The organism is Paraburkholderia sp. MM5482-R2 (assembly GCF_050436125.1).
Classification (GTDB): domain Bacteria; phylum Pseudomonadota; class Gammaproteobacteria; order Burkholderiales; family Burkholderiaceae; genus Paraburkholderia; species Paraburkholderia tuberum.
The window spans coordinates 2847564-2872529 of sequence record NZ_JBNDLP010000003.1; the positions used below are offsets into that span (position 1 = coordinate 2847564).

General features: G+C 63.9%; 18 protein-coding genes. 1 reads left to right on the top strand and 17 read right to left on the bottom strand.

The genetic code is table 11. The features are described from left to right. Nucleotides 1-16: 16 nt before the first annotated feature. From OKW37_RS35045 to OKW37_RS35105, 13 genes are all read right to left on the bottom strand, one after another. Complete coding sequence (locus OKW37_RS35045) at nucleotides 17-2353, bottom strand: DUF3141 domain-containing protein (RefSeq protein ID WP_429403670.1); 2337 nt, start codon at nucleotides 2351-2353, stop codon at nucleotides 17-19. Between the two features lie 178 nt (nucleotides 2354-2531). After that, a complete protein-coding gene (locus OKW37_RS35050) occupies nucleotides 2532-3131 on the bottom strand; it encodes a PqiC family protein (RefSeq protein ID WP_184061871.1) in 600 nt (199 codons plus the stop codon). Next, nucleotides 3128-4741 (bottom strand): intermembrane transport protein PqiB, encoded by a 1614-nt coding sequence (locus OKW37_RS35055; protein ID WP_429403671.1) that lies wholly within the window; start codon nucleotides 4739-4741, stop codon nucleotides 3128-3130. Before OKW37_RS35055 ends, OKW37_RS35050 begins: the two co-directional genes overlap by 4 nt. Further along, nucleotides 4725-6005, bottom strand: a complete 1281-nt coding sequence (locus tag OKW37_RS35060; protein ID WP_429403672.1) for a paraquat-inducible protein A — start codon at nucleotides 6003-6005, stop codon at nucleotides 4725-4727. Before OKW37_RS35060 ends, OKW37_RS35055 begins: the two co-directional genes overlap by 17 nt. Beyond that, complete coding sequence (locus OKW37_RS35065; RefSeq protein WP_184061874.1) at nucleotides 6002-7516, bottom strand: efflux transporter outer membrane subunit; 1515 nt, start codon at nucleotides 7514-7516, stop codon at nucleotides 6002-6004. The genes OKW37_RS35060 and OKW37_RS35065 overlap by 4 nt, the downstream gene beginning before the upstream one ends. Nucleotide 7517: 1 nt before the next feature. Beyond that, nucleotides 7518-10751: an efflux RND transporter permease subunit gene (locus OKW37_RS35070; protein WP_429403673.1), complete on the bottom strand. Its 3234-nt coding sequence runs from the start codon at nucleotides 10749-10751 to the stop codon at nucleotides 7518-7520. A 13-nt stretch (nucleotides 10752-10764) separates the two neighbouring features. After that, the gene (locus tag OKW37_RS35075; RefSeq protein WP_429403674.1) at nucleotides 10765-12012 is read right to left on the bottom strand and encodes an efflux RND transporter periplasmic adaptor subunit; all 1248 of its coding nucleotides are present in this window, start codon (nucleotides 12010-12012) and stop codon (nucleotides 10765-10767) included. A gap of 16 nt (nucleotides 12013-12028) precedes the next feature. Further along, nucleotides 12029-12421 carry a hypothetical protein gene (locus OKW37_RS35080; protein WP_090808966.1) on the bottom strand — a complete coding sequence of 131 codons (393 nt, stop codon included), beginning with the start codon at nucleotides 12419-12421 and terminating at the stop codon, nucleotides 12029-12031. Nucleotides 12422-12637: 216 nt separating this feature from the next. Next, on the bottom strand, nucleotides 12638-13024 hold the full coding sequence (locus OKW37_RS35085) for a response regulator transcription factor (protein ID WP_184061877.1): 387 nt from the start codon (nucleotides 13022-13024) through the stop codon (nucleotides 12638-12640). 162 nt (nucleotides 13025-13186) lie between these two features. Further along, entirely contained in the window at nucleotides 13187-13810 is a 624-nt protein-coding gene (locus OKW37_RS35090) for a response regulator transcription factor (protein WP_429403675.1), read from the bottom strand. Beyond that, a complete protein-coding gene (locus OKW37_RS35095; protein ID WP_429403676.1) occupies nucleotides 13807-15267 on the bottom strand; it encodes a PAS domain-containing sensor histidine kinase in 1461 nt (486 codons plus the stop codon). The genes OKW37_RS35090 and OKW37_RS35095 overlap by 4 nt, the downstream gene beginning before the upstream one ends. A gap of 942 nt (nucleotides 15268-16209) precedes the next feature. Next, nucleotides 16210-16797: a BPSL1445 family SYLF domain-containing lipoprotein gene (locus OKW37_RS35100; protein WP_409259456.1), complete on the bottom strand. Its 588-nt coding sequence runs from the start codon at nucleotides 16795-16797 to the stop codon at nucleotides 16210-16212. A 283-nt stretch (nucleotides 16798-17080) separates the two neighbouring features. Beyond that, nucleotides 17081-17761, bottom strand: a complete 681-nt coding sequence (locus OKW37_RS35105) for a hypothetical protein (protein ID WP_187611523.1) — start codon at nucleotides 17759-17761, stop codon at nucleotides 17081-17083. Between the two features lie 231 nt (nucleotides 17762-17992). Here OKW37_RS35105 and ppk2 point away from each other — a divergent pair, with 231 nt between their 5' ends. Next, nucleotides 17993-18808: a polyphosphate kinase 2 gene (ppk2, locus tag OKW37_RS35110; RefSeq protein WP_429403677.1), complete on the top strand. Its 816-nt coding sequence runs from the start codon at nucleotides 17993-17995 to the stop codon at nucleotides 18806-18808. Between the two features lie 27 nt (nucleotides 18809-18835). On the opposite strand, the gene OKW37_RS35115 is transcribed toward ppk2, so the two are convergent. The 4 genes from OKW37_RS35115 to OKW37_RS35130 all read right to left on the bottom strand — a co-directional run bounded on the left by OKW37_RS35115 (nucleotide 18836) and on the right by OKW37_RS35130 (nucleotide 24908). Then, a complete protein-coding gene (locus OKW37_RS35115; RefSeq protein ID WP_429403678.1) occupies nucleotides 18836-20620 on the bottom strand; it encodes an acyl-CoA dehydrogenase family protein in 1785 nt (594 codons plus the stop codon). Between the two features lie 17 nt (nucleotides 20621-20637). Further along, entirely contained in the window at nucleotides 20638-22518 is a 1881-nt protein-coding gene (locus OKW37_RS35120; protein WP_429403679.1) for a feruloyl-CoA synthase, read from the bottom strand. Between the two features lie 72 nt (nucleotides 22519-22590). Further along, a complete protein-coding gene (locus tag OKW37_RS35125) occupies nucleotides 22591-24042 on the bottom strand; it encodes an aldehyde dehydrogenase (protein WP_184052133.1) in 1452 nt (483 codons plus the stop codon). Between the two features lie 38 nt (nucleotides 24043-24080). Further along, a complete protein-coding gene (locus OKW37_RS35130; RefSeq protein WP_429403680.1) occupies nucleotides 24081-24908 on the bottom strand; it encodes a p-hydroxycinnamoyl CoA hydratase/lyase in 828 nt (275 codons plus the stop codon). Between the last annotated feature and the right edge of the window lie 58 nt (nucleotides 24909-24966).

Sequence of the window (24966 nt, forward strand, 5' to 3'; positions counted from 1 at the left end):
GCATCGCGCCAGTTGCTCACGTGCGAGTAGAGTCAGGCAAACGTGCGTTGCGCTTGCGGCTCTCGCGCGAGCCCAGCACCGCGCGGATGCGTTCGAACGCCTCCTTTTGCGCGGCGTCGGGCGCGGTGTTCAACACGCGCTCGTCGCTCGCCAGCTTGTCGAGCAGTTGTAGAAAGCGCTCGCGGTCCTCGCTGTGGGAAAGCAGCTTCGGCAGCGTGGCTATCGACTCGTCCGGTTCGAAGCTGACGATGATTTCCTGCTCACCCCGGATCCGCCGCCAGTGATCGGGGCTGATGTCGGGCAGGTACTCCGCGTAACTTTCGGCGATCTCCTTGCGCATCTCCAGGCGCGCGAGCGGCAATGACCCGCCCTTGCGCGACAACAGATAGGCCGCGCGCGCGAGCGCCTCCGTGTAGCCGCCGTCGCCGATCGCCTGCAATGCCGTGCGCACGAACGGCAGCTCGCGCGGATCGATCGCGCCGGCTTGCGCGGCCACGCCATCGGCGGCCGGCTTGCTCAGATACGTCGCATACAGATTCGCGTACACGCTGAAGAAGCTGGCCTCGGTCCCCGCGTCGCGCATCGCGCGGTAATAGTCCAGCGACGCGCTGAACATTTGCGAGCCGTTGTGTTCGAGCTTGCTCCACGGGTTATCGGCGGCGGCCCGCTGGCGATTCTCACGAACCGACTGCGCGGCCGCCGGCAGCCAGCCAAGCCACGGGTTCATCGCGGACACGGCCCAGCGCTGCCAGCGCAGCGGATGAAACTGGCGCAGCAGGCGGGCGCTCGTTTCGTTCGACATCGCCCGCACGAACGGCTGCGCGAGCAGTTCATACATGCGCTGATTCAGATTGGACACCGCGGCGACCGCTTCGAACGGCTTTTCGTCGATGCGGCCGAAGCGGTTGAGATGCGCGGAAATCTCCTCGAGCCGCCGCTCATGAAATTCGACTTCGTATTCGATCTCCCCGGCCGCGTTCCTGGCCTCGTTGATGGTCATGCCGTAGAGTCCCGGCGGGAAGGTTTCGATGGTCTCGAGCACGGACATGATCTGCTTGTGCTCCTTCTTCGCGACTTTCCCGGACACGAAAATGCCCAGATGCCCGATGTTCTGGTGCGTCAGACCGACGATCACCTGGCCGCGCGACTTGATCTCCTCGGTGCTGCCGTAAAGGTCCGCCACCCAGTTGAACGCCTGTTGAGGCGGCGTGATGTTGTCCCCCATCGACGCGAACAGGATGATCGGCGAGCGGATTTCACGCAGATCGAAAGCCTGGCCGCTGCTGTTCGTCACTCCGCCCGACCACAGCTTGTTGCCGACGAACAGGTTGCGCGTGATCCATTCGATCTCCTCGCGATTCATCAGGTAGTAGCTGCCCCACCAGCGCTCGAATTCCAGAAAGCGTGGCGGCTCGGTATCGACGTTCGAGAACAGGTGGTAGTACTTGTCCCAGAACGTGTTGGCGGGATTCAGGTTCTCGAAGTTCTCCACCAGATACGCGCCGTCGAACTTGCCGTTGCCAAGATCCGCCGCGTACGACGCGAGCCACGCGCCGCCCAGCATGCCGCCCGCGTAACGCATCGGGTTGTCGCCCTCGCCTTCGCTCCAGGCCGCGCTCCAGTACGACATCGGCGCACCGTTGATGACGATCGGGCCGGTCTCCTCGGGGTCGGAGCTGGCGAGCATCATCGCCGCCCAGCCGCCCTGGCAATTGCCGATGATCGCGGGCTTCGGACTGTCGGGATGCAGCGCGCGCACCTTGCGCACGAATAGCTGCTCGGCGTTGCACACGTCGAGCAGGGTCTGACCGGGCTCGGGGTCGCGAAAGAACACCACGAAGTAGACGGGATAGCCCGCGCGCAGCGCGATGCCCGCCTGCGAATCGTCCTTGAAGCCGCCAATGCCGGGGCCGTGCCCCGCGCGCGGATCGATGATCAGATACGGGCGTTTGCGCACGTCCACGCCCACGCCTTCGAGCGGACGAAGTTGCAGCAGCGCATAGTTGACCGGCCGTTCGAACTTGCGGCCGTCCAGCACCATGTCGTACTCGAAATGCAGCACCGGCGTGGGACCGCTGACGCTGCGTTCGACGAACTCGTTGCCGCGCCGGTACAGCGTGTCCCAGAACAGCAGCGAGCGCTGCGCGGCATCTACCGTGTATTGCCACGCACTGAGCGGATCGAATGGCGCGGGCATCGCGCTTGCGGTCGGGGCGCCATCGTGATCGAGCCCCAGCGTTTCGGTGACCCGTTCATTCAGATGCCGCTGGGCGATTTGCGTGCGCTTCTGCAGCACGTGGGTGATTTTCGAGGCAATGTCCTGGCTTTGTGACAACAGCGTTTCAGCGTCCATCGGAAGACTCCTGAAAGGTGCGCGTCACGATCGGTGCCGAGGCACGCGCCGTGCATTGATTGAATCGTGGAGTTGGCCCAGAGCTCTAGCAATCGGACCAAGGTCTTATTATGCGCGCGACCCGGTGCAGCGCACGGGTTCGGGCGCGGCGCGTGTCGACGTGACGCAGCGCGACGTCTCATTGAACGGGTTTCGCCTGCACCGCTGCGGCGATATCGCGGCTCACCGAGGCGAGCGCGCGATCGTGGGCGGCGATGATCGGCTCGAATCCGGGACCGGATACGCTCTCGCGCGCGACCGAGCGGCCGGTGACGGCGCGGACCTTGCCGGGCGGCCGCACGGCCCACAGCACGTCGACGGTGACGTCGCGCCCCGGCACGGACTCGAAGCGCATCACGTCGATCCTCACGCGCCAGACGACGGACGGATCGCGTACCGCATCGAATACCGAAATCTGCTGCGAGTTCAGCAGCGCGCCGAGATCAGCCGCGATCACGCGGCCGATGTCGCCACCGAGCGGCTGCGCCCAGCGGTCGAATTCGTTGACCGCGACCTCGTTGTTAGCGATCCGCGTGACGATCTGCGGCCGGTCCACGATCTCGGGTATCGTGACCGGACCGATCACCGCCGCGATCGGCCGGCTCGCGCCGGTGCTGCTCAACGACTCGTCGGGGCTCAGCGTGTAGAAGTTCGTCGCCGGCGACTTGCAGGCGCCGAGCAGAGCGCCGGCGAGCGCGAGCATCAGGCCGGCCGCGAAGCGGCGCATCGCATCTGTCATGGCTTCTTGTCCTCGGACTTGCCGCGCACGAGCGATTCCGGATGCTGCGCCAGATAGTCGGCCAGCGTGCGCAGCGAGGCAGCGGTGCGAGTCAATTCACGCATTGCGTCCTCCGTCGATTGCTGCAGCGACGAGTCGGGCTGCAGCGCGGCATTCGCGGAATCGAGCGTCGATTGCGCGGACAGCAGCGTGTCGCGCGCTTTCGGCACGACCTGCGTGTTGAGCTGCCCGAGCATCGCGTTGGTGGTGCGCAGCGTCGAGCGCGCGTCCTTGCCGATATCCTCGAACGGTATGTTGTTGATCTTGGCGAGCAGTCGCGTGACCGATTCCTGCAGCGATTGCAGCGTGCGCGGAATCGCGGGCATTTCGGGCGGCGTCTTGCTCCAGTCGATCGACGCCTTCGGCGCGTCGGGGAAATAGTCGAGCGCGAGATACTGCTGGCCGGTCAGCAGATTGCCGGTTCTCAACTGGAAGCGGAAGCCGTGCTCGACCAGATAGTTCGCGAGACCGCGCGGGTCGTTGGTGAGGTGTCCGCCGGCGCCGTCGTTCTGATAGCGCGACGTGAACCGCTCCGGATAGAGATTGATCTCGACCGGACTGCTGAAGCGGCGGGTGTCCGGATCGAAGCGCGTGTAGATCGCCGTCACTTCGCCGATTTCGACGCCGCGGAAATCGACCGGCGCGCCAACTGTCAGACCGCGCACCGAATCCGCGAAGTTCACCACGTATTTGACGACGATGCGATCGTGCATCTTCATCGCGTCGGCGCGCGTGGTGTACAGCTCGAACCGGGTGCTGGTATCGGCGCTCGTCTCTACCTGTGAATCGGGCGGCGATTCGAACGCGATCCCGCCGATGATGATCGACACGATCGACTGCGTTTCGACGCGCAAGCCGCTGCTGTCGAACGACATGTCGACACCGCTGGCGTGCCAGAAGCGCGTGTCGGTTCTGACGAAGCGGTCATACGGCGCGTTGACGAAGACCTTCACCGTGACGCCGTGGCCGTCGGGGTCCAACTGGTACGACGCGACCTGGCCCACCTGAATTCTGCGGAAAAACACGGGCGTACCCACGTCGAGCGAGCCGAGTCCCGTGCCGTGCAACGTGTACTCGTGCCCCGGCACGTCGCTCGCGATCACGGGGGGCTCCTCGAGGCCGACGAAACCGCGGCGCGCTTTTGGCGAATTGCCGACGTCGACGTCGATATACGAGCCCGACAGCAGCGTGCCGAGCCCCGACACCGTACCGCCCGAAATGCGCGGACGCACGACCCAGAAGCGCGTGTTGTCGACGAGCAGGTCCGACACGTCGCGCGTCACCTCGGCCTTGGCCACCACGCGCTTGTGGTCCGGCGTCAGCGAGACCGCTTCGACCACGCCGATATCGACGTCCTTGAACTTGAGCTTCGTCTTGCCGGCTTCGAGACCGTCGCCGGTCTTGAAGCTGATGCTGATCTGCTCGCCGCGCTCCATCACCGCCTTCACCGCCAGCCAACCGCCGATCAGTATCGCCACGATCGGCACGAGCCAGACCAGTTGCATCCGCCAGCGCGAGCGCGGCACCGGCTCCGCGGCGGGCAGTTCGGGCTCTTCAGTCGGAGTGGACACGTTCGGTCTCCAAAGCGTCCCACATCAGGCGCGGATCGAACGCCATCGCGGCGAGCAAGGTCAGCACGACGACCGCGCCGAACGCGATCGCCGCCGGGCCGGCCTTGATCGTCGCCAGCGCCTGGAATTGCACCAGCGCGACCAGCATCGTGATCACGTAGATGTCGAGCATCGACCAGCGACCGATCAGCTCGATCAGGCGATAGATCCGCGTGCGCTGCCCGGGCAGCCATTGCCAACGAAGCTGGGTCGACAGCGCGAGATACCCGATGCCGAGAATCTTCAGCATCGGCACGACGATGCTCGCGATGAATACGAGCACGGCGAGCGGCCACGAGCCCGATACCCACAGATACACCACGCCGCTCAGGATCGTGTCCTTCTGCGTGCCGAACAGCGAACTCGTGTCCATCACGGGCAGCACGTTGGCCGGAATGTAGAGCACCATCGCGGCCACCAGATACGCCCACGTGCGCGACAGGCTCGCGGGCTTGCGCTGGTGCAACGGCGCCCTGCAGCGCGGACAGACGTGCTTGACCGCGCCGCTGGGCTGCTTGAGCAGCAGGCCGCATTCTTCGCACAGCACGAGCCCGTAGGCAGACGCCGTGATGGCGTTGCGGCGCACGCGGATCGGCGGCAACTGCCACGCCTGCGCGCCACGCGCTGCCGTGATGCGCGCCCACACCTCATGCGGATCGAAGGTCGCCGCCGCGGCCGCGAGCAGCAGCATCAGCGCGATGAACGACCACAGCGCGGTGCCCGGCACCACCTTGGCGATATGCGCGAGCTTGACCAGCGCGACCAGCAAGCCGAGGATCAGCACCTCGGTCATGCCCCACGGCCGCGCGAGCTGAAACAGACGAAAGCACTCGGCCGGCCGCCACGGCACGCGCCCGAAGCGCAGCGGCAGCAGCAGCCACAGCATCGCCGCGGTTTGCAGCACCGGCGTGACGATCGTCGTCAGGCCGACCAGCAAGGCGAGCGGCCACGAGCCGTGGCTGTACAGCATGCGCACCGAACCCGCGAGCGTCGTCTGCACGACATGGCCGTTCAGCGACAGACCGACGATCGGAAACACGTTCGAGATCACGAGCAGCACCGCGGACGCGCACGAGAATGCGAGCGCATACTCCGGCCCGTTCGAGCGTCCGCGCCTGAGCTCCGCGCGGCAACGCTGGCAGCGCAACGCATTGCCGGCGGCCGGCGGCGCGCCGAGTTGAAGCAGGTCGCACTCTTCGCACGCAATCAGCTCGTTGCCCGTCATCTCGCCTCCACTGCACCCGACGTTCCAGCCGGCGCGGGCGCGTTCTGCGAGACCGGCGCCATCGCCGGCGAGTTTTGCGGCGCGGGCGGCGGCGCCGTCAGTTTTTCCGCCTCGGCCACCCAGCCACCGCCCGTCGCCTTGTAGAGCGTGACGTACGAGGCCAGCACCGCGCCTTGAGTTTGCGCATAGTTCAGTTGCGCGTTGAACAGGCTGCGCTCCGCATCGAGCACTTCGATGTAGCTCGTATAGCCGCCTTCGTAGCGCTGCCGCGCGAGGTGCGCATAGGTGTGCAGCGCCTCGACCTGGAGGTTTTGCGCATCGAGTGCCTGATGCGTCTTCTGCACGGAGATGAGCGCGTCCTCGACCTCCTGGAACGCTACCTGGATCGCCTTTTCGTACGAGTACAGCGATTCCTGCTGGCGCGCTTCGGCCTGGTGCACCTGGCCGGTGATGTTGCCCGCCGTGAAGATCGGCTGCGTGACGCTGCCGGCAAACGACCACACACGCGCCGGGCCGGTGAACAGATTCGAGAACTGCGCGCTGACCGAACCGAACAGCCCGGTCAGCGAAATCGACGGGAAGTACAGCGCGCGCGCCGCCCCGATCAGCGCGTTTTGCGCGACCAGCGTCTGCTCGGCCTCCAGCAGGTCGGGACGGCGTTCGAGCAGATCGGACGGCAGCCCCTCGGGAATCGGCGGCGTGCCCATCTGCGACAGCTCACGGCCGCGCAGTATCGCGCCGGGATTCCTGCCGATCAATACCGACAACGCGTCTTCCTGCTGGGCGATCTGCGCTTCGAGCTGCGGAATCGTGACTTGCGCGGCTTGATACTCCGACTGGCTTTGCGCGAGTTCCATCTGCGAGACCTCGCCGTAGCGGAAGCGCGCCTCGAACACGCGCACCGATTCCGCGCGGCTTTGCACGGTCTCCTTCGCGATCACTAGCTGCCGGTCCAGACTGCGCAGATTGATGTAGGCCGACGCGACCGAGCTCACCAGCGTGAGAATCGTGGCGCGGCGGCCCTCTTCGCTTGCGAGCAGGTTCGCGCGTGCCGCCTCGGTTTCCCGGCGCACCTTGCCGAACAGATCGAGTTCCCAGGACACCGCCAGCGTCGCGTCGAACTGGTTGTAGACGGGGCTCACGCCCTTCGGCACCGGCACGCCTTCGTCCTGCGAGACCCGTTGACGCGACGCGTCGGCGCCTGCCGAAAGCTGCGGGAACAGCCCGGAGCGCGTGGTCACGAACTGCCCGCGAAACTCGTCGACCCGCGCGGCCGCGACCTTCACGTCGCGATTGTCCTGCAGCGCGGCGGCGATCAGCTGATCGAGCACCGGGTCCTGAAACTGCTCCCACCACACGGCGTTGGCGATGCCCGCGGCCTCGCCCTGGGCGAAACGATAAGTGGCCGGCACGTCGACCGCCGGGCGCTGGTAGTTGGGGCCTAGCAGGCATCCGCTCAGCGCGAGCAGCATGACGGATGCGAGCAAACGCGCCGGTGCCGTGCCGTGCATCTCATTCACCTGCCTGCGGCGCGGACGGCGCCTCGCTCGACGCACCGGGCCCCGGCACCGCCGAGGGTTCGCGTCCTGCGCCGCCGCTGGGCTCCACGCCCGGCGTCGGCTTTTTGCCTCCCTTCGAGCGCGACGACATGGATTCGAGCAGGTAATAGAACATCGGGATGAAGAATACGGCGATCGCCGTCGCGCCCAACATGCCGCCGATCACACCGGTGCCGATCGAATGACGGCTGTTGGCCGACGCGCCCGTCGCGATCGCGAGCGGCACGCAGCCGAGAATGAACGCGAGCGAGGTCATCACGATCGGGCGCAGCCGTTCTTCCGCCGCGGTCATCGTCGCGTCGAACACCGAGGCGCCGGTCTCGCGATTGAGCACCGCGAATTCGAAGATCAGGATCGCGTTCTTCGCGGCGAGCGCGACCAGCATCGTCAAACCGATCTGGAAGTAGACGTCGTTGGACAGGCCGCGCAGCATGATCGCGAGCAGCGCGCCGAACAACGCGAACGGCACCGCCATCAGCACGCCGAACGGCAGCGACCACTTCTCGTACTGCGCGGCGAGGATCAGGAACACCATCACGAGACCGAATACGAAGACGAGCCCGGACGTGCCGCCCGACTGCCGTTCCTCGAATGCTTCGCCGCTCCATGCCACGTCGTAGCCTTCCGGCATCTGCGCGGCGATCTGTTCCAGCGTCGAGATCACCTGTCCGGAGCTGTAGCCCGGCGCGGCGTTCGCCGTGACCTTGATGGCCGGGAAATTATTGAATCGCGTGACGAGGTCCGGGCCCGTCGTAAAGCGGTAGCTTGCCACCGACTTGATCGGCACCATCGTGCCGTTCGTGCTGCGCACGAAGATCTGATCGAGATCAGTAGGCTTCAGGCGATACCGCGGCTCCGCCTGCAGGATCACCTGCCACAGCCGGCTCGAACGATTGAACTGCGATACGTACAGCGAGCCGAACATCGTCTGCATCGCGCTATAGACGTCTTCGACCGGCACGCCGAGCGTCTCCGACTTGTCGCGATCCACGTTGACCAGCAGTTGCCGCGACGCCGCATTGAACGTCATCGTGACGCCGGTCAGCTCCTTGCGCGCCCGCGCTTTCTGCACGAACTGGTCGGTCACGCCCGCAAGCTGTGTGATGGTCGCGTCGCCCTTGCTCTGAATCCACACCTCCGTGCCGCCCGTCGTGCCGAGCCCCGGAATCGACGGTGGGTTGACCGGCAGAATAATGCCCTCCTGGACGTTCGCGAAGTGGCGATACGCGTCGAGCAGCACCTGGCGCGCGTTCTGCGTCGCGCGGTTGGCGCGCGTATAGCGTTCGTCGAAGCTCTTCAGACCGACGAAGAAGGTGCCGGCATTGTTCTTGTTCTGGCTGTCGAGCAGGCTGAAACCATCGACCGTGGTGATGCTGCCGACCGCCTCCTGTTTCATGAAATAGTCAGTGATGACTTGCGACACCTGGCCGGTGCGGTCGAGGCTAGCCGCGTCCGGCATGATGACCGCGCCGAGCAGATAACCCTGGTCTTCAGGCGGCAGGAACGCCGACGGAATCGAGCGCACCATCAGCACCGCCAGCGCGATCATCGCCGCGAAGAACACGAGCCCCATGACAAAGCGCTTGATGATGAGCTTGACCGCGCGTGTATAGCCCGACGTCATGCGGGCGAACTGATTGTCGAACCAGCGGAAAAAGCCCTTCTTCTCGTGGTGCGTGCTTTTCAGCAGCAACGCGGCGAGCGCCGGTGACAAGGTCAGTGCGACGATGCCGGACAGCACCACCGAAATCGCAATCGTGATCGCGAACTGCTTGTACATCTGGCCGGTGATGCCGCCGAGAAACGCGACCGGCACGAACACCGCGCACAGCACCAGCACGATCGCCACGACCGGGCCGGCGACTTCGTCCATCGCCTTCTTCGAGGCGTCTTTCGGTGACAGCTTGTACACCGTCATGTTGCGCTCGACGTTCTCGATCACGACGATCGCATCGTCGACGACGATACCGATCGCGAGCACCATGCCGAACAAGGTCAGCATGTTGATCGAAAAGCCCAGCAGCAGCATGAACATGCAGGTGCCGACGATCGACACCGGCACCGCGATGATCGGAATCAGCGTCGCGCGAAGGCTTTGCAGGAATACGAACACGACGATCACGACGAGCACCAGCGCTTCGAAGAACGTATGGATCACGTCCGAGATCGACGCTCGCGTGAACTCGGTCGTGTCCATCGCGATTTCGTAGGTCATGCCTTCCGGAAACGACTTCTTCAGTTCCGCGAGTGTCGTGCGCACCTGCTTCGCCACGTCGAGCGCGTTGGCGCCCGGCTGCTGATACACGGCGAGCACGGTGGCCGGCTTGCCCTGGAAGCGGCTGCGAATCGAGTAGTCTTTCTGGCCGAGCTCGGCGCGGCCGATGTCCTTGAGCCGCACGATCGCCGCGCCGCCGTTCGCGGCGCGCACGATGATGTTGTCGAACTGCGAAGGCTCGGCGAGGCGCCCCGTGGTCGTGACCGCGAACGATTGCTGGACCTCTCCGCTGGTCGGCGACTGTCCGATACTGCCCACCGCGAACTGCTGGTTCTGGTTCGCGACGACCCGTTGCACGTCGGCGGCCGTCACGCCCAGCTGCGCCATTCGGTCGGGCTTCAGCCAGATGCGCATCGCGTAGTCTGGATTGCCGAAAATACTCGACTGATTCGCGCCCGGAATCCGCTTGATCGCGTCAAGCACGTAGATGTTCGTAAAGTTCGCGATATACGTCGAATCGTAGCGGTTGGTGGGCGAATAGATCGCGATCACCATCATGAACGCCTGTGACTTTTTCTGTACCTGAATGCCCTGCGCCTGGACCGATTGCGGCAGTTGCGGCAGCGCGAGATTCACGCGGTTCTGCACGTCGACCTGGGCCAGTTCGGGGTTCGTGCCGATCTGGAAGTACACGTTGAGCGTCATACTGCCGGTCGACGAACTCGACGAGTTCATGTAGATCATGTTGTCCGCGCCATTGACCTGCTGCTCGATCGGTGCGGCGACATTGTTCGCGACGACCTCGGCGCTGGCGCCCGGATAGGTGGCGGACACCGTGATCTGCGGCGGCGTGATGTCGGGGTATTGCGCGACCGGCAGCGAGAACATCGCCAATGCGCCGCCGAGCGTGATGACGATCGAAATGACTGACGCGAAAATCGGCCGATCGATGCAGTAGCGCGAAATGTTCATGGCGACTGCCCCGTCACTCGGCGGCGGGCGCTGCCGCGGCGCCTTGCGATGCAGCGGTCGCCACCGCCGCCTGGCTTTTCCCGCCGGCCGCCAGGGTTTTGATGATTTTCAGCTGCGAATCCGCGGTAACGCGCTGCGCGCCGTCCACGACGATGCGCTCGCCCGCCTTGAGTCCGTCGGAAACAAACCAGTTATCGCCCTGCCAGTCGCCGACTTCGACGACGCGCTGATGCGCCTTCGAGTCGCTATCGACGACCCACACGAAGTTGCTCTTCGCGCCCTGCAACACCGCGCGCTGCGGCACGAGCGTCGCATTGGGCCGGATCGCGCCGGAAACGCGGGCCCGCACGAACTGGCCGGGGCGCAAGATGCCCTTCGGGTTTTCGAAGGTCGCGCGCACGAGGAAGGTTCCCGTTTCGGTATTGAACGCCGGGTTCGCGAAGTTGATCTGGCCTTGCTCGGCATAGGGCGAGCCATCGGCGAGAATCAGATGCACGGAGAAATCGTCGTGCGCGGGAAATCGCAGACGTCCTGCCGCGATGTCATCCCGGTACTTCAGCATCTCGTTCTCGGAGATGCTGAAGTTCACCCACATCGGATCGAGCTGGTACACGTAGGTCAGCAAACCGTTCGAGGTCGCCGTCACGTAGCTGCCATCCTGCAGACGCGCGAAGCTCGACAGGCCGTTCAGCGGAGACTTGATCGTCGTGTAGCCGAGGTTCAGCAGTGCGGTGTCGACTTCGCCCTGGGCGGCGATCACCGCGGCGGCGCTCTGCTTCTCGTTGCCGACCGCGTCGTCGAGATCCTTCTTGCTCAACGCGTTCTGCGCCGCCAACGGCACCACGCGCGCGAGATTGGCCTTGGCGACTTCGAGGCGCGCCTGCTGCTGGGCCAGTTGCCCTTTCGCGGTCCGCAGCGCGGCCTCGAACGGCTTGCGGTCCATCTGGAACATCGTTTGTCCCGTCTTGACCAACGCGCCTTCGGTGTACATGCGCTTGTCGAGGAAGCCGTCCACCCGCGAGCGGATCTCGACTTCACGCGAACTCTGCGTTTGCGCGGTAAATTCGAAGTCGACCGGCGTGTCCTGTTGCGTCACCGTCATCACGGTCACTTCCGGCGCGGCGACGACCGGCGGCGGTGGTGCCTTCTTGCACGACGCGAGCAACGTGAGCAGCGTCAGCGCCGCGACGACGGCGAGCAATGGCAGAGCGCCGCGAGAATCCGGCCGCGGCGAGACCAGGGACACGGGTACGGTTTTCATCGCGCACTCCGCCTGATCACAAAGGCGTGCAGTTGCCGAACAGCACGAAGGCATCGTTTCTGTTCGCGATCGTCAGCGTCATCTCGCCGTCCGTCGAATCGACGACCAGCGTCCAGCCAAAGCCCAACTCATTGCCGAGGATCAGGAGCTGATCCGCCTCCTTGGTGACCGACAGCATCGGCGTCGTGCGCGCGGGACCGACGACCGCGCGTTTGTCGAAATCGAGAGTCAGGAATTTTGGCAGACCGAGATCCGCGGGCAACGCGCGCGTGCAGGCGATACCGGGATCGCAGGCGTGCGCGTCGATCGTCGCGCAGATCAGCCGCTTGCTGCCGTCGAAGTCCGCCGCGCCCACCTGCATCGCAGCGGTACCGAGAAGAATCGCGAGACAAACCGAAATTGACTTCATTACGTGCGCTCCCGCTTTTATCCTTGAACGCTGCCGCACTCCGCGCGGCGCATCGCACGCGCAAAGGCACGCACGCGCCGCAACCTGTCCGGTTTCGAATTCGGTGCGGCGCAGCCGGTGTTCGGTTCGACGCGTTGACTGAGTTCAGTTTGGTGGTCCGAAGAAACGGCGACAATCGGACCTTGGTCTCATATCATCCGGCGCGAAGACGCGCGTTCAGGGTGTCGGCGGACCGCCGATGGCCACCTCGACCGCCTTGAACAGAATCGCGCTGGTGAAAGGCTTGCGCAGATACGCGGCCGCGCCGGCCGCGAGCGCGCTCTGGCGGACGGAGAGATCGTCATAGGCGGTAATCACGATGACCGGCACGCCCATTTGCGCGAGCTGACGCTGGACTTCCAGGCCGTTGGTTCCCGGCATCTGGACATCCAGAATCACGCAGGCAGGCCGATACGACGGAATTGCCACAAGCGCATTCAAGAACTCGTCACCGCTGCAAAACGTCTCCGCCCTGATACCTTCGGAATGCAGCAAACGCTTGATGGCTCGGCAGACCGACTCGTCATCGTCGACCACCGCAACGAATTGGTTAGGGTTGACCATATGACAGCGCGAACGCGCAGTCGCTCCGGAAAGTGGACCACTGATGCCTTAGCGTACTGGTTGAAACCCCGATGAGATATAAGACTTTGGTCCACTAGCGGTGTCGGCCAGCGCCGCTGAAAGTGGCGGCGCAACGCGGGAGTCGGCGCCTGGTTCGGGCGATTATTCTTCGTCGGCCGTACAAACGCCGCCCTTTCGCACCAGATGAACGAGGTCGACGATCGATCGGGCCTTCATCTTCTCCATCACGCGGGCCCGATGAATCTTGATCGTTTTTTCGGCCGCGCCCAGATCGCTCGCAACCTGTTTGTTCAGGCGGCCAGTCACGACGAGTTCCATGACTTCGCGTTCGCGGCGGGTCAGATGCCGCATCCGCTCTTCTATTTCCTCGCGTTCGTGGCGCCGCCTGCTTTCCACACACGCGCGCGCGAGCGCGCGATCCACCGCGGCGAGCAACAGCGAGTCGCGCACCGGCTTGGGCAGAAAGTCGACCGCTCCGCCTTTCATCGCGTCGACGCTCGAGCCGATGTCGCCGTGCCCGGTCAGGAATACGATCGGCAGCAGCCGATCGAGCTTGCGCTGCACTTCGAGTCCCGTCATGCCCGGCATCTGCAGATCGAGAACGAGGCAGGCTGGCATGCTCGTCAGATCGGCTCGTTCGAGAAAGGCCTCAGGACTGTCGAAGCATTCGACCTGGTAGCCGGAGGCGCGCAGCAAGCGGGCGAGCGCGCTGCGCACGCTGTCGTCGTCGTCGACGATGAAGACGCGAGTGTTGGTCTGGTTCATGATGATCGGGGCACGAGTCTCTGTCGGATATCGGTCGCGACCGGAAGCGTGACGTGAAACGATGCCCCTTTGCCCTCGTTGTTTTCCGCCCACAGCCGGCCGCGGTGCGCCGTGACGATCGTGCGGCTGATCGAAAGACCCAGTCCTAGCCCCTGCGGTTTAGTGGTGAAAAATGGCCGGAAAATCCTTTCCATGCTGTCGACGTCGAGGCCCTGGCCGCGATCTTTTACCGTTATCCGTATCAGTCCGTCCGCTTCCTCACGCGCTGTCGTTTCGACGAGGCGGTCCGCGGCAGGGCAATCCTTGACCGCGTCGAAAGCGTTGAGCAGCAGGTTCAGGATCACCTGCTGAAGCTGAACCTTGTCGCCGCAAATCAGCGCCAGATTGTTCGGAATGTCGAAGCTCGTGCGCACGCTGCGCGTCAACGCATCGCTGTGCACGAGCGTCGCGATGTCGCGCACGACGTTGCCGACGTCCAGCAACTGCAACTCGACATCGCCTTTGCGCACCAATGCGCGAATCCTTTGCAGCACCTCGTTCGCGCGGCAATTGTCGGCCACGATGTCTTCGAGCGCTTCGCGCAGCTCCACTACGTTGGTCGTCTCCGCATCCATGAATTTGCGTGCGGCTTGCGCGTTGAACAGGATCGCGGTAAGCGGCTGCTTCAACTCGTGCGCGAGCGATCCGGCGAGTTCGCCCAATGAAGAAACGCGCGCCAGATGCGCGAGATCCCTCGTATTTCCATCGACTTCGCCGCACGCACTGCAATCCGATATCGCGGTGATCCGCAAGTCCTGATTGTGCACGCGGCATCGCGTGGTTTCCGCCTCCGCGTGAAAGCCGCCGCCATCGCGCCGCCGTGCGATCAGAATCTGCGTGGTCGTGACGCCGGGGATTTGTATCTTCGCGCCACGATTGCCTGGGCCCGACCGATCGGCATTGATGCCGTCGATCGGAAACAGCTTGGCGGTCGGCGCGCCGATCAGCTCTTCCCTCGTGTAGCCGAACAGTTGCGCCGCCCGCGCGTTCGCGAAGATGATCTGGTCCCGCTGGTCGACCGTGACGATCGGAACCGGCAACATTTCGAGCGTCTCGCACAGCGGCATTCTCGCGTCGAGCATGCGCCGCGTGCTGCTATCGCCTTCGCCTCGCAGCCACGACGCGCAAGCGGCGACACAGCGCCGCCATGCCGGCAACGCGTACGGCGGCTCGTGGGTATCGCGGGTACTCTGTCGGCTCGACACGCCGGGGATATTGCGAGCGTGCTGAAACCGGTGATGCCTGGGTGAAAACTGTCTGGAACGGTCGTGCCCGGATAGTGGAGGACCGTCGTTGCGCGCATTGTCGATCTGTGACGGGCCGCATTGACCCATGTGGCGCGGTTGCGCGTGCAGCGCCGTGAGAATTCCCGCTACCCCGATCGCCAGGTGTCTGCCGTACACGATCAGATTAATCATTGGCACCTCCGGGTCCAGTGCGAACGGATTCCGTACAACTGCGACGTCTTTATCTTTGGGCTTCGAACCGCATAATTGACTTCACAATCGGTACTTCGCACGCCTGGTGGCTGGAAGTCAGTATAGGCTATCCAGAATCACTTACCGAAGAGTTACCTTAATTTATGCCGCTTACTCGGGAAACTACTCAATAGTGTTCTGCGTTGTCCGCCATCAATGGGAAAATGGCGACAGAGTTTGTTAGGCAGTTAATTATTGCCGGGCGGGACAGTGTCCGTGCCGTCCGTTTGCAAGCACAGGAAAGTTAGCAAACTGGCAACGTCGCCGTAGAGCCGCAATGTTCCCCTGCGCCGTGACGGATTTGCACTAGCCCGTGAAGCCCGGCGAGATAGCGCTTTCAGATGGAAACTTCCAACCGTAAAGCTTTCATGCATCGCGAATCACAGAGTCAGCGGGTATAGCCAACGCTAATTCTCCAATTTAATTAATTTGCCGGCGATATTTCTTGACGCAAGTCAACGCTTTTATCGCCCGCTATTCCAGTGCGAATCATTTGCATTCATCGATCACAAAAAAATAAAATTATGCCCGGCAGATGACTAAACGCAGCACCGCGGCGAGAACGCGTGTTTCGGCTTCGTCTTTTCTACCGGTATTGAATAATCAGGAAGGTCAGTGCAGATTACAGGCAGCGTCGCTGCGAGTCGCGAGCGCATCTGGCTCGCAGCATTTCGTGGGAACAACGGGAGGGATGATAGGGAGGCTAAGTGGGGTGAGTCCGCCAAAAACTATCCGCTGCGCGTCGCCGTGCCAAGGCGCGCGTAGCGTGTTGCGCGGCCTCGCTGTAACGAAACCGCGCAACACGCGATAGACGCGATAGACGCGCCACCGTGTGACAGCGCCATGACGATTCGATCGAATGCCGCAGCTTGCCGCGCCCTGTTACAGATTCATGCGCGTAACCTTGGTGCCGGCCAGCGACAGGTCGGCCATCAAGCCCGTATTGGTTAAGACCATCGCGACGACCTCGGCGGTCGCCGACGTGGTATCGATCGCGCCGGTAGCGCCGACTTTCAGCAGTGAAACCGAAGCATCGACGCCCGCCGACCAGCCCTTCGCGTTGCGGAACTTCTCGAGCGAATCTTTCGTCATGAACAGGAAGAACACGGCGGTCGACTGCGCGCCGGCCTGCAATCCGAACGATGCCGCGGTGGTACTGTAATAGCCCACCGTCGCTCCCCCGACGCGCAATGCCCCTTCACCGTACTCGCCACCGACGATGAACGCCGCCTTCCTCACCGAAGGAAACACGAGCACGCCCTGCGCCTTCGATACGAGCTCGTGCGAGCCTTGCACCGTATCGAACAATTTCGACAGCGCACCGTTCACGGCCGCGTCGATCTCCTGCCGTTTGGCGGCGTCGGTAGTGGCGCTCTGGCCACTGCCTCCGGTCGTCGTGCAACCCGCCAAAGCCAGACTCGCGGCCATGGATGTAAGCGCGAGCGTGTGCACAAAGTTCCGTCTGTTCACTATCGACTCCGTTCTGGTTACGATCCGAGTCGCCAGTCCTGATGGCTGGAAGCCTCGATCTTTTTTCTCCGCCGTGAAGCGGCATAGCCGCCCAAGGAACCATCAATGCCATCGCCGCGCGTCGATTTTCTTCGGTATTCGGATGCGACGACTACAACGCTTGCAGATACATGATGTCACGCTGAAACCGCTGCGGAATCGGACCTTGGTCTTACAGGAAGCGCGGTGTCGATGATGAATGAAACGCGAAGCCAGCGAAGCTGATTGGCGGGGCCGACCTCGATCATCCGCCGAGCGCGATGATCGCCACGGTGAGCAGGACGCCGACCGCCGCCATCGCAAGGCCGGCCTGCCAGCCGCGAAATCCCGCGTAATGCCCCAGCGCCATGCCGCTGCCGAATAACATCGCGATAGTCAAGACACGGGAGACGATCAGCGCCGTCGGAACGTTCGCGAACAGCACGAAGGGCAACGCGACCGGGAATGTTGCGGCTACTACGAGCACAAAGATAGCCGCGGCGGCGGTGAAATCGTCGCGCACGAATACTGCTCGCTGCGGCAGATCCGGCCGCGCCGCAACACGCCTGCGGATGGACTCGAGCTCCGTATCGCCGATCAACGGTCTGAGCCACGCGGCCATTGCGTCGCGAAGCGTCCGAACGCCCGCGGCCGCATTCGGCTGGCCTCGCACGGAATGCGCAAGCGTCACACGCCTGCCGCGAGCCACCAGCGTACGCACGAGGAACATCACCGCGTCCGCGAGGCCCCATGCGAGATTGCAGCCGAGCGCGGTGTAGAACATCTTGTGCCCCGCGTCGGCACCCGCGCCGACGGCCGAGACGGTGCCGACGAACGTCAGCGCCATGAAGAGGCCGAAACATGACTCGCACACTCGATCGACGACATCGAGAACCGGCTCCCTATCGCCGACGTTTTCCTGCTCCGTGTGACCCGTGGCGTCCATGAAGCCTCCCGTGGCGATGACGTGAACCGAGCCCGCCCTTTGCCGGCATACGGATGAGGCGCGACGAGGACAGTCGGATCGGGCAGGCGCGAGCAGACGCCCGCATCATACTGCGCGCCCTGTACCGGCGATATTGGACCAAGGTCGTATGGCCCTGCTTCGCGTCGCGCTCTACCGTGGGAATGGATCATTGCGTAGTACGCTGGAACAGTCCGCGCTGGGGAGAAGATAATGGCCAAAACGAAGTCGGAAAACGAGCAGCCCGAGCAAGACAGGGCGCTGTCGTACAAGGAATATCGCAAGGCGCTTTTCGATCTGCATGTGGAGCTCGTCAAGCTGCAGGAATGGGTCGTGCAAACGGGAAGCAAGGTCTGTATCGTCTTCGAGGGACGGGACGGCGCGGGCAAAGGCGGCACGATCAAGGCGATGACCGAGCGCGTCAGTCCGCGCGTCTTCCGCGTCGTTGCATTGCCCGCGCCTAGCGAACGTGAAAAAAGCCAGATGTATGTGCAGCGCTACGTGCCGCACTTGCCGGCCGCGGGCGAGGTCGTCATTTTCGACCGCAGCTGGTACAACCGCGCGGGCGTCGAGCGCGTGATGGGTTTCTGCTCCGAGGCGGACGTGCAGACGTTCTTCAAGGCCGTGCCGCTCGTCGAGCGGGCGATCGTCGAATCCGGGGTCATCCTCCTCAAGTACTGGCTCGAGGTCAGCCCCGAGGAACAGACCCGACGTCTCGAGGCACGCATCCACGACGGCCGCAAGACCTGGAAACTGACCGAGATGGACCTGAAATCCTATAGCCGATGGTATGACTACTCGCGTGCCCGCGATGAGATGCTCGCGGCGTCGGACACCGACTATGCTTCGTGGTTCATAGCGAATTCAAACGACAAGCGGCGCGCGCGACTGAACATCATCAGCGACATGCTTCAGAGGATTCCGTACAAGCAGCCTGCCCGCAAGAAAGTCTCGCTGCCGAAACGGCAAAAGCCCGACGGATACAAGGAACCAGACTATCCGTTTAAATACGTGGCCGAGCGGTATTGATCAGGCAGTTGTTGCTCAAGCCGACTTTCAAACGTACGGCAGCGTTGCCTCGCACCCGGCTTCAACGAGGCTGCGGCGATAAGCGAAGGCCGCGAGCGGGTAGTCGAAGAAGAAGCGGCCCGTCTCCCGCTTCTCCACATAGAACGTTTCCGCCTCGCATTGCGGCGTCGCAATTCGCAGCGTGCGCGCCCATGCGAACGCCAGCAGCATCCAGCCAAGCATCGCGAGATAGTCGTCCGCGACCCGGTATGCCGTCTCCGGGTCTTGCGCGTGGCGTGCCTTGATCGACCGTGTCGTGCTCTCCACTGTCTGTGCGAGCTCTGCGAGCTTCACGCCGGCGGCACGAACCGGCGGATCGGACTCCTGGCACAGCCGCGCTTCCGCGCGCACCTGGCGAAGCAGCACATCGAACGCCACCGCCCCATCGGGCAGCACCTTCCGAATCAGCAGATCGATCGCCTGAATTTCGTTGGTGCCTTCGTACAACATCGACACGCGACTATCGCGCAACGTCTGTTCAATGCCGTACTCGTGGATGTAGCCGTAGCCGCCGAACACCTGCAGCGCGTTCGATGCAGCGCCAAAACCGTTGGCCGTAAAAAACGCCTTTGCAATCGGAGTCAACAGCGATGCGAGCTGCGCCGCCTGTTCCCGTTCGGCGGCGTCGGCATGACGTGCGGCGATGTCGAGCCAATGCGCGGTCCAGTAACCGATCGCGCGCTCGCCTTCGACGATCGCGCGCAGCTCCATCAGAATCCGCCGCATGGCCGGATGAAACGCAATCGGCGCAGCCTTCCCCGGTGCGACGTTCGCACCGGGCGGCACGCTCACTGCACGCATCTGCGCGCGTTCCTGCGCGTAAGCGTGCGCGCGTTGCCACGCGGTGTGCGCATGCCCGAGGCCCTGCATCGCAACCTGCAGCCGCGCCGCGTTCATCATCACGAACAGGCACGCGAGACCGCGATGCGCTTCACCGACGAGCCAACCGAATGCGCGTTCGAAGCGCATCGTGCAGGTCGGGCTGCCTTTCAGGCCCATTTTCTTTTCGATGCCTTCGCAATAGACACCATTGTACGAACGCCCACCGTCGCCGTCTTCCAGCCATTCCGGCACGACGAACAGCGACAACCCTTTCGTGCCGGGCGGCGCATCGGGCACTCGAGCGAGCACCAGATGAACGATGTTCTCCGTCAGATCGTGCGCGCCGCCGCTGATAAAGATCTTGCTGCCGTCGATGAAATACCCGTCGGTGCCCGGTGCTTCAGTCGCGCGCGAACGGATCAGGCCGACATCGCTGCCGGCCTGGGGCTCGGTCAGACACATTGTCGTCAGCCACTCACCACTCGCGACTTTCGGCAGCAATGCCTTTTTCACGCGTTCGCTGCCATACGTCTGCAAGCATGCCGTCGCGCCGTGCGTGAGCCCGGGCGACATCAACCATGCATGGTTGGCGCCCGCGAGCATTTCCTGAAGTGCGACGTCGAGAAGCTGCGGCAGGCCCTGTCCGCCGTGCCCGGTGTCGAGCGATAATGTCGGCCAACCCGCTTCGACGAATTCCGCGTAGGACTCGCGAAAGCCCGCGGGCGTCGTCACCTTGCCCGCGTCGAAACGACATCCTTCGAGATCGGCGCTCGCGTTGAGCGGCGCGATGCGCTCCTCGACGAAACGCGCCGCTTCCTCGAGCACCTGCTGCGCGGTCTGCGAGTCGAGGTCTTGCCAGTCGGGCACGTCGCGCCACCACGAAGCGGCGTCGAGCCACTCGTCCATCACGAAGCGCATGTCGCGTAGCGGCGCCTGATAAGTCAACGTCATTTGTTCCTGTCCCTGGACTAGCTGCCTCTGCGCGCATGGATCACGGTCGCGTCAGCGGCATCGGCTTCGTGCATTGCTTCCACGAGCGCGGCCCGGTGCTGGAGCACGGCGCGCTGATTGATCGAGCCTTTGTCGGTGATCTCGCCGAGGTCGAGCGACGGCGGCACGCTCAGCAGGTGCATGCGGGCAATGAACGAGGCACTGCCCGTCGCACTCCGATTCAGCCGCGCGACGAGCTCGCTGAAGAAGTCGCGCACGGCGGCCGTGTTGAGCACGTCCTCGGCGCTCGCAGCCGCGGGCGAACCCGCCAACGAGCGACACGCGTCAAGGCGCGGAAAAATCATCGCGCCCACTTCGTCGCGATTCATCCCCGTGATGACGGCATCCTGAACGTAGGGCGCCCCTTCGCTGATGATGCGCGCGCGCATCGGCCCGACGCTGACGAAGGTTCCCGACGCAAGCTTGAAGTCCTCCGCAATGCGGCCATCGAACATCAGGCCCAGTTCGGGACGTTGCGGATCGACGAAACGCACGGCATCTCCTGTGCGGTAGTAGCCTTCATCGTCGAACACGCTGCTCTGAAGCGCCGGCGATGCTCGCCAGTAACCGCCCATCACGTGAGGGCCGCGAAAGCGCGCTTCGAATTTGCCATCGACGGGCGCGAGCTTGGCCTGGCACCCGGGCGGCGGCAAGCCGATATAGCCGGCGCACGATACCGGTCCCGTCGTGAACAGACACGACGGCGCGGTCTCGGTCATGCCGAGCCCGGCCATGATGCGGATGCGTTCTCCGCAATGTTCGAGCGTTACGCGCTCGAGACGCTCCCACGCCGCCTGCGACAGACCGGCGCCCGCGAAGAAATACATCTTCACGCGCGAGAAAAACCGCTCGCGCAGCGCCGCATCCTTTTCCAGCGCGATGGTCAGTTCTTCCCAACCCTTCGGCACGTTGAAGTAGATGGTCGGCGCGACTTCACGCAGATTGCGCAGCGTCTCGTCGAATTTGCCGGCCACGGGTTTGCCGTCGTCGATATAGAGCGTGCCGCCGTTGTACAGCACGATGCCGACGTTGTGGCTGCCGCCGAACGTGTGATTCCACGGCAGCCAGTCGACGAGGACCGGCGGCTCGATGCCGAACTGCGGAAAGGTTTCGAGCAGCATCTGCTGGTTTGCGCCCAGCATGCGATGCGTCGTCGGCACGGCTTTCGGCAGGTTCGTCGAGCCGGACGTGAACAGGAACTTCGCGATCGTGTCGCCGTTCACGCGCGCGTTGGCAGCGTCGACGTCGCGCGGGGCCGTGTCGAGCAATGCGTCGAAGCGCGTCACTCTCGACGCGTTTGGCGCGGGCACCGCGCTGACACGTTCGACGTCGCTTCCCAGCGCGGCATCGAGCGCCGCTGTGTATGCGCCGATATCGTCCGCGTAGACCAGACCCGGTTTGAGCAGTTCGAGGACATGGCGCAGCTTTCCATAATCGCCCGACATCAACGAATAGGCCGGCGAAACGGGTGCATAAGCGATACCCGCCCACATCGCGCCGAGCGCGAGTTGCATATGTTCGACGCTGTTGCCCGACAGGATCACCAACGGGCGTTCCGCGCTGAGATCGCGATCGAGCAGCGCCTGCCCGATCGCACGCGCGCGCTCGAGCATCTGCGCATACGTGATGCCCTGCCACTCGCCACCGGCATCGCGTCGTGCGACGAGCAGCCGGTCGGGATGCGCGCGTGCGCCGCTCAGCAGGCGGTCCGTAAAGCGCTCCGGAAACGGACCCAGAGGTTCAAGTGTCTCGAGGTACCAGCAGTCGCCGCGTTTCTCGATCCGCGCTGAAGGCGCTCCGATGGCGACGCTCCGGTATCCGGTCGCCAGAGAGCTTGCGTGGCTGTGCTCCGATTCCAAAACCTGTCTCCTAGTTGTGCCATTTCATGCAAGGATGGGGTGGCCGCAATCGTTGCGGCCGGGAGCCGACGCCTAGATCGGATAATGACGCGGACTCGTCTGCACCGTGATCCAGCGCAACTCGGTGAACTCGGGAATCGACGCCTTGCTGCCGAAGCGCCCATAACCACTCGCCTTCACGCCGCCGAACGGCATCTGCGCCTCGTCGTGCACGGTCGGGCCGTTGATGTGGCAGATGCCCGACTCGATGCGTTTCGCGACGTTCATCGCGCGCGCGATATCGCGGCTGAACACGGCGGCCGATAAGCCGTACTCGCTATCGTTGGCGACCGTCAGCGCCTCTTCGTCGCCGTCCACGCGCTGCACCGTCACCACGGGGCCGAACGATTCATCGGCATAAAGCTTCATCTCGCGCGTCACGTTCTCGACGATCACCGGCTGCATGATCGCGCCTTTCACCTCGCAACCGAGCGGCAACTTCGCACCCTTTTCGCGAGCGTCTTCGACCAGCGCGCGAATGCGCCGCGCAGCGGCTTCGCTCTCGAGCGTGCCGAGGATCGAGCCCGGCTGTGTCGGATCGCCTGCCTTCAGCGTGCGCGCTTTCGCGACGAGCTTTTCGACGAACGCATCGGCAACCTTGCGATCGACGATCACGCGTTCCGTCGACATGCAGATCTGCCCTTGATTGAAGAACGCGCCGAACGCGATGCCCTCGACGGCAGCGTCGAGGTCCGCGTCGTCGAGCACGAGCACCGGCGCCTTGCCGCCCAGTTCGAGCAACGCGGGTTTCAGATGGCGCGCGGACAGCTCGGCGACGATGCGGCCGACACGCGTCGAACCGGTGAAATTCACACGCTTCACGGCAGGATTCGCGACCAGACGCTCGACGATCGCGGGCGCGTCTTCCGGCGCATGCGTGAGCACGTTGACGACGCCTTCGCCGAGACCCGCGTCGTTCAGCGCTTCGCCGATCAGCGCATGCACGCCGGGACAACCTTCCGATGCCTTCAGCACGACCGTGTTGCCGCACGCGAGCGGCATGGCGAGCGCGCGCGTCGCGAGGATCACGGGCGCGTTCCACGGCGCCATGCCAAGCACGACGCCGCACGGCTGGCGCACGGCCATTGCGAGGCTGCCCGGCACGTCGGACGGAATCACCGCGCCGTCGATCTGCGTCGTCATCGCCGCGGCTTCGCGCAGCATGTTGGCCGCGAGCATGACGTTAAAGCCGTACCAGTTCGCCATCGCACCCGTTTCGGCCGCGCCGATCTCGATGAACTCGGCCGTGCGCGCGTCCATGCGCTCGGCGGCGGCGAGCAGGCGTCTGCGTCGCTCGGTAGGCGTGAGCGCTGCCCATGCCGGGAACGCGCGCGCCGCCGCGGCGACGGCCGCATCGGCATCCTCGACGGTGGCCGCCGCGGCGCGGGTGGCAACCGCCCCCGTCGCGGGATTGATGCGCTCGAAGGTCTTGCCGTTCGACGCGGCACGTTTCGCGCCGCCAATCAACAGGTTCGTTTGATGCATGTGTTCGTCTCCTCGGTCGTCCTGCTGAAGTGCGCCGCTTAGCGCTTGTAGGTCTGCAAGCCCGGCTTGATGCTCTTGTCGTCGAGGAACTGCTTGAGGCCCTGTTCGCGGCCGCCTTCCGGATCGCGATAGTTCGCCTGGTCGAGCTTCGCGTACAGGTAGTCTTCGTTCTGCTCCCACGTGAGTTCGCGCGAACGCTTGAAGCCATGCTTCGCGTTGCGCAGCACGACCGGGTTCTTGTTCAGCAGCTTCGCCGCGAGAGCGATCGTTTCGTCGCGCAGTTGCGCAAGCGGCACGCTTTTGTTCACCAGACCCATCTTCGCGGCTTGCGGACCCGTGAAGGTGTCGCCCGTCATGATGTAGTACAGCGCTTCACGATGACCGACGGTATCGGCCATCGCCTTGCTCACGAGGTTGCCCGGCGGAATACCCCAGTTGATTTCGGACAGGCCGAACACGGCTTCGTCCGCGGCGATCGCGAGATCGCAGGCGACGAGCGGAGAGAAGCCGCCGCCGAAGCACCAGCCGTTGACCATGGCGATCGTCGGCTTCGAGTACATGCGCAGCAATTGCCATTGCCAGCGGCTCGCGTCGCGGCGAATCCGCTCCTGCAGCACGTCCGGGCCCGCGTCCACTTCGCGGAAATATTCCTTCAGGTCCATGCCGGCCGTCCATGCACTGCCTGCGCCGGTCAACACGAGAACCTGGGCTTCGGCGTCGAGTTCGAGCGTCTCGAGAACGTCGATCATTTCCTTGTTCAGCGTCGGGCTCATCGCGTTGCGCTTATCCGGACGATTGAACGTGACCCAGGCGATTCCGCCTTCGACCGCGACCTTGACCGTTTTCCAGCGTCCTTCGTAACTCATCTGCTTCTCCGTATCAATGCCGCCCTCGCGGCCTGAACTCAATTTAATATCAGGTGAC

Bases quoted from the DNA above. Each gene is read 5' to 3' on its own strand.
- OKW37_RS35090 (WP_429403675.1), bottom strand. From the start codon at position 13,810: ATGAACCAGACCAACACTCGCGTCTTCATCGTCGACGACGACGACAGC.
- OKW37_RS35045 (WP_429403670.1), bottom strand. From the start codon at position 2,353: ATGGACGCTGAAACGCTGTTGTCACAAAGCCAGGACATTGCCTCGAAA.
- OKW37_RS35070 (WP_429403673.1), bottom strand. From the start codon at position 10,751: ATGAACATTTCGCGCTACTGCATCGATCGGCCGATTTTCGCGTCAGTC.
- OKW37_RS35125 (WP_184052133.1), bottom strand. From the start codon at position 24,042: ATGCATCAAACGAACCTGTTGATTGGCGGCGCGAAACGTGCCGCGTCG.
- OKW37_RS35080 (WP_090808966.1), bottom strand. From the start codon at position 12,421: ATGAAGTCAATTTCGGTTTGTCTCGCGATTCTTCTCGGTACCGCTGCG.
- OKW37_RS35105 (WP_187611523.1), bottom strand. From the start codon at position 17,761: ATGGACGCCACGGGTCACACGGAGCAGGAAAACGTCGGCGATAGGGAG.
- OKW37_RS35095 (WP_429403676.1), bottom strand. From the start codon at position 15,267: ATGATTAATCTGATCGTGTACGGCAGACACCTGGCGATCGGGGTAGCG.
- OKW37_RS35050 (WP_184061871.1), bottom strand. From the start codon at position 3,131: ATGACAGATGCGATGCGCCGCTTCGCGGCCGGCCTGATGCTCGCGCTC.
- OKW37_RS35115 (WP_429403678.1), bottom strand. From the start codon at position 20,620: ATGACGTTGACTTATCAGGCGCCGCTACGCGACATGCGCTTCGTGATG.
- OKW37_RS35085 (WP_184061877.1), bottom strand. From the start codon at position 13,024: ATGGTCAACCCTAACCAATTCGTTGCGGTGGTCGACGATGACGAGTCG.
- OKW37_RS35075 (WP_429403674.1), bottom strand. From the start codon at position 12,012: ATGAAAACCGTACCCGTGTCCCTGGTCTCGCCGCGGCCGGATTCTCGC.
- ppk2 (WP_429403677.1), top strand. From the start codon at position 17,993: ATGGCCAAAACGAAGTCGGAAAACGAGCAGCCCGAGCAAGACAGGGCG.
- OKW37_RS35060 (WP_429403672.1), bottom strand. From the start codon at position 6,005: ATGACGGGCAACGAGCTGATTGCGTGCGAAGAGTGCGACCTGCTTCAA.
- OKW37_RS35130 (WP_429403680.1), bottom strand. From the start codon at position 24,908: ATGAGTTACGAAGGACGCTGGAAAACGGTCAAGGTCGCGGTCGAAGGC.
- OKW37_RS35065 (WP_184061874.1), bottom strand. From the start codon at position 7,516: ATGCACGGCACGGCACCGGCGCGTTTGCTCGCATCCGTCATGCTGCTC.